The following is a 4,508-nucleotide window of genomic DNA, read 5'->3' as shown; positions in this document are numbered from 1 at the left end:
CCGACCCGAACCCGTCTCGTTCTCAGCAGAGCCCATAGGGTCTGATGTCATCACTCACAGTGCCCATCCCGCCGGACGCTGAGGTCCGGCGTGTCGGGCCGGAACCACCGTTCGTTGCACAGGCCCTCTTCTCAAACACACTCTCAGCGATGTCGGTCGTGGGTGAGGTTTGCGAGGTTGTGGTAGAAGTCCGGGTCGGGTTCGAGTTGGCCGAGTGGCCCGGTGCGGGTGTCGTGGGCATGTTCGCCTCCGCGGCAGGCGGCGAAGGGGCCGTCTTCGTCGGTGAGTGCGGCGAGTTGTCGGTCGAGGTGTTCGTAGTAGGTGACCAGGGCGTTGCCGTCGCCCGTGATGGCTTCGGTCCAGGCGCGTTGCAGGGCGTCGAAGCGGGCGATGGCCTCGCCGTGGAGCCACCACGACCGGCACCATCGCACCCGGCCCTGGTTCTGTGGGATCCGTTTCTCGATCAACTGTGCGACGTGGCTGCGTACCCAGATCACCAGCTCGGCCAGGCCCATCGCCGGGCCAGCCGTGGCGCGTGGTGTCGGTTCGGTACTGGTGTGGGGGGTGTTGCCGACGGGTGGTTCCGGGGCCGCGATATCTGGCGCTGGTGAGGCAGCGGCGATCTCTTCAAGGGTGTCGAGTCCGGAACAGATGGCCTCGACCTGGGCTTCGAGGGCTGTGACACGGGCGGTGACGTGGGCGGTGGCCTGATGGTCTGTGGCGCACCGGGCGTCGAGGGCAGCGAGTTTTTCACGGAGCTCGGCTAGCTCGGTGAATACCGCATCCCCGTCACCGGTCGGGATCCCGGTCACGGGGCTCGGCCGTCCCGCTGGTCGTGGGCGGCGAGGTGGTGGGCGAGTGGGTTGCGGGGTCCGAGTGCGGTGATCGCGGACTGGCGGACTTGGGCGGTGGCCTCGGTGGCGTGGGTGCGGATCGTCTCAGCGTCGCCTTCGCGGTACCAGGGCATCAGTTCCAGAAGTACGGGGCGGCGCCCGGCGGAGAGCAGGATGGCGTGGTGCTTGTCGAGCGAGCCCACGTCGGCGACGGTCATCACCGGTTTCTCCCGCATCGACGTCGAGGTGGAGCTGCCGCCACGGCTGTACTGGTGGGAGTGGGTCGGTACCTCCAGCGGCCCGATGAGGTCGCTGATCCAGCGCGCGAACTCGGGGTCCTGCACTCCGGCGCCGACCAGCTTGATCGTGGCCGCCGACCACATCTTGTCCATCCCGGGTTTGCCCCAGACCGCGACGCCCTGCTGGTAGGACTGCAGGAACGACATGACCTGAATACTCATGGATCCGAAGTAGGAGTAGAGGTCGGGCAGGTTCGCGATCGGGCAGACGTTGGCGGCTTCGTCGAGTACCGGGCGCAGTGGCGGGTCGAGCCGGCCGCCCTGGGCGGTCGCAGCGTGGGCGGTCAGCATCGTCATCGTTGTCGTCATCGCGTTCAGCCCTCCTGGGCCAGGAGCGGGGGGACCGGGTCGACACCGACCGATGAGGCGGGCACGAGGTGTTCCCGCAGACCGGATCCCGGCTCGGATCCGGGTGGGGGAACCGCAGGATCGGGGAGGGCGAGGACCGCGTCGACCAGCTCGCCCAGCGCGCGGGCCAGGGCCCGCTCGGGCTTCGACAACTCCGCCGGGTCGGCGGCGAGCAGCTCGCCGGCACGCCGGATCGTACGAGGCATGTCCCGCCATCCCGCGACGACAGGAACATGAACGATCCCCGCCGCGTGAGGTTCAGTGGCCCGGAGACGATTCCGCGTGTTCGCGCCCATCGCGACACCCGGGATATCGGCCACCACGGCCAGGACCGGTCGGGCAGGTGTGTACTGCAGAGCGTGCGCGGCCCCGCCGACCGAGGACACCGTCGACCGGCACACCAGCACCGCCACCGGAGTGTGAGCACGATAGACACCGTGGTCCACGCCGCCGATACCGGCGGCGAGCAGGCTGACACCCACCCCACCGGCGACACCGGCCACACACGGACGTTCCCGCACCCACTCCTCCTCCCCCGGGATACCTACCGAGCACAGGGGCAGACACCCAGAATGGATGACATCCTGACGGATGAAACCATACACATGGAGATCGGGCACGCCCAGCGACACGCGTGCCCACCGGATGTGGTCGTGCACACCCATACAGTTGCCCGACACAGCAGGACGAGACGAGGCCACGGTGGCGGAATTCCTCGAACCCGACCTACAACGCACCCGCCGAGCGCGGCTCCGGTGGGCCGCCGCCGCAGTCGGCGGCTGCGGGATCCTGACCGTCGGGGTCCTGCTCGCCACGGGACTGTTCACCGCCGGGCCCGATCCCGTTCAGTCAGCGCCGCCCCCGGACCGCGCCGCCGCCGGGGCTGCGGCCCCCTCGGACGATCCGCTGGTCACCGCCCACCGCTGGCTGTACAGCACCCGGACTGTGGCCCACACCGACACCCACGCCCTCGCCTGGACCCACCGGGTCGCGCCACTGCTGACCGGGCCCGCCGCCGCGGACAACGACCGCCTCGCCGTCCACGGCGAAGACACCGGCGGCGGCTGGACCCGCCTGGTCACCGGTCGCTGCCACGTCACCGTCACCAGCATCGACGCCGTCATCCCACCCGAAGCGCCCCGGACCAGCGATCGCGTCGCCGTCCAGGTCACCGGGACCGTCCACACACGCTGCACCGCCCCCGCAGGCGCGGCCGCTCCCGTCGAGCACACCGCCGCGACACTCACCCTGACCCGCACCACCCACGACGGACTCTGGCGAGTCCACGAACGCCTCTACTGACCCGGGGGCGTCACGAGCGCGGGGCAACCGTCTTCTTCCGGGAGTGCCCGAGGATCACCGCATCACATGGCCAGCCGCGCCGCGGCGTGGGCTCCGACCTGGGGCCGATAGGTGGTGATGTGCCAGTCTGCGGAGTCGATCGCGGTATCCGGATCAGGGTAGGCGCCAGCCTCGCGAACTGCGGCGACCGCAACCAGTTCGGTGACCGAGATCCGACGGAAGGCCAGGACCTGGTCGCGGTAGCCACCATGCGGTGGGTAGTGGCGGATCGCCGACTGCCCGGTCGGCACGGCGAGTTCAGCCCGCACCGCCTGCGGCAACACGTCGACGACGTGTTCGGTCAGCCGCACACCCGCCGCCGGACCGGCGACATCCGCAGCGCCCGTAGGGCGGCTCCACCGCTGCCCGCTGGGCGGGGGCCCCGTCAACGGGCAGGTGGTGACCTCGACGCGCCCCCCTCCGGCCCGCCGCAGCCGAGGCCGGCCATCGGGGCCGGTCCCGTGCCGGGTGAGAGCTTCGCGGGCCCGGACCGTGAGCAGAGTGGCGGTGTCGATCCACCAGGCGTCGGTGTCGAGCCAGTAATGCCCGTCGCGGTCACGACGGGTGGTCGGCGCCCAGGTCCCGGCCGCGAGTGCCTCACCGGTGGAGTGCCCAGCGTGAACCAGAGCACGGCGGGCGTCGGCCGGGACGCGGTTCCAGCCGACCTCCTGAGTGTGGTCCCAGATGATCCGTGCGGTCTCTGGGATCGGGCTCGGTGGGGCAGCCGGTGCCGAGGGCGTGCGGCGGGCGAGAAATCCCATCACCGTGCTCCCCTGGAGCGGCGAGCTGAGCGATCGCGAAAGCGCAGGACGAGCAGGGTAAGTCCACGGACGGTCCAGCAAATCAGCGCGAACTCAGCCAGGAACCAGATCACAACGGACAGGACCGGAAACTCATGCCGGGCGAACCGAGCCAGAACGAGGACGGCATACACGCCCACTACAACTACGAAGGCTGCGAGACCGCCACGCGGCAACGGCGCGAGACGCCACACCCACAGCAGCAGCCGCCCCAGCCTGCGACGGTGATCGATCCGTCCAATCGGCCACCCTCCAGGCAGCCTTTCCTCGGGGAGTGGGGTGCGGGCAGCTGCCCACGGCGGCGGCACGGGCCGTCCCGGGGGCGGTTGGGGCTGCGGTGGTGCCGGATATTCCCTGGCCGGCGCGTAGTCGGTGTAGGCGACCGGATCGCTCACCGGCACATAGTCACCACCGGCCCCAGAGCTGGTGGAGTCGGAGTCTGCCGTGGGCGCGCCGTCAGAGTCGAGTGGCGGCCCGCAGCGCGCGGCATCGTAGTTGGCGCGCCGCTCGGGATCAGCGAGCACGGCATAGGCCGCAGCCACGGCCCGGAAGTGGGCCGTGGCGCCCGGATCGGGGTTCCGGTCCGGATGCAACAACAACGCTTGACTGCGGTAAGCGCGCCGAATCTGGGACAACTCAGCGGCCGGATCCACCCCGAGCACCTCATACAGATCGCAACCGGCAGTTCCCTCGTCACGGGACACGGTCATCGTATAGCTCGAGCCAGCGTTTCGAGCCCAAACCAGCACAGCGGGCAGCTGGCCGATACGGCGTAGGTAGGTGATCCGGTCGGTCGCATGATCACCCGAAATTGTAGGAGGCAGAGGACGCCGCGCCAACTCTGCGAGCGAGGTGATCCCGAACACTGGCATGCCTCCTCAGCGGCA

At 69.8% G+C, this 4,508-nt stretch carries 6 protein-coding genes; 1 reads left to right on the top strand and 5 read right to left on the bottom strand.

Annotated features, from left to right (window positions below):
* Positions 1-143: 143 nt before the first annotated feature.
* Genes FVA95_RS27610 through FVA95_RS31140 form a run of 3 tightly spaced genes read right to left on the bottom strand, consistent with a single transcriptional unit; the run spans position 144 to position 1,686 of the window.
* On the bottom strand, positions 144-812 hold the full coding sequence (locus tag FVA95_RS27610) for a DUF4913 domain-containing protein (protein WP_149666755.1): 669 nt from the start codon (positions 810-812) through the stop codon (positions 144-146).
* Positions 809-1,441: a type IV secretory system conjugative DNA transfer family protein gene (locus FVA95_RS27605; RefSeq protein ID WP_161992500.1), complete on the bottom strand. Its 633-nt coding sequence runs from the start codon at positions 1,439-1,441 to the stop codon at positions 809-811. The genes FVA95_RS27610 and FVA95_RS27605 overlap by 4 nt, the downstream gene beginning before the upstream one ends.
* Positions 1,442-1,446: 5 nt before the next feature.
* The gene (locus FVA95_RS31140; RefSeq protein WP_161992499.1) at positions 1,447-1,686 is read right to left on the bottom strand and encodes a hypothetical protein; all 240 of its coding nucleotides are present in this window, start codon (positions 1,684-1,686) and stop codon (positions 1,447-1,449) included.
* A 496-nt stretch (positions 1,687-2,182) separates the two neighbouring features.
* On the opposite strand from FVA95_RS31140, the gene FVA95_RS27600 reads away from it, so the two are divergent.
* Positions 2,183-2,782 (top strand): hypothetical protein, encoded by a 600-nt coding sequence (locus FVA95_RS27600; RefSeq protein WP_149666751.1) that lies wholly within the window; start codon positions 2,183-2,185, stop codon positions 2,780-2,782.
* Between the two features lie 62 nt (positions 2,783-2,844).
* On the opposite strand, the gene FVA95_RS31135 is transcribed toward FVA95_RS27600, so the two are convergent.
* Both FVA95_RS31135 and FVA95_RS27590 read right to left on the bottom strand, forming a co-directional pair.
* Positions 2,845-3,132 (bottom strand): hypothetical protein, encoded by a 288-nt coding sequence (locus FVA95_RS31135; RefSeq protein ID WP_161992498.1) that lies wholly within the window; start codon positions 3,130-3,132, stop codon positions 2,845-2,847.
* Positions 3,133-3,581: 449 nt separating this feature from the next.
* Positions 3,582-4,487, bottom strand: a complete 906-nt coding sequence (locus FVA95_RS27590) for a J domain-containing protein (protein ID WP_240051774.1) — start codon at positions 4,485-4,487, stop codon at positions 3,582-3,584.
* Positions 4,488-4,508 lie beyond the last annotated feature (21 nt).

This window comes from Pseudonocardia sp. EV170527-09, from assembly GCF_008369905.1.
GTDB lineage: Bacteria > Actinomycetota > Actinomycetes > Mycobacteriales > Pseudonocardiaceae > Pseudonocardia.
Note: the sequence above shows the minus strand (reverse complement) of the source record. Positions and strands in the feature narration are given on the sequence as shown.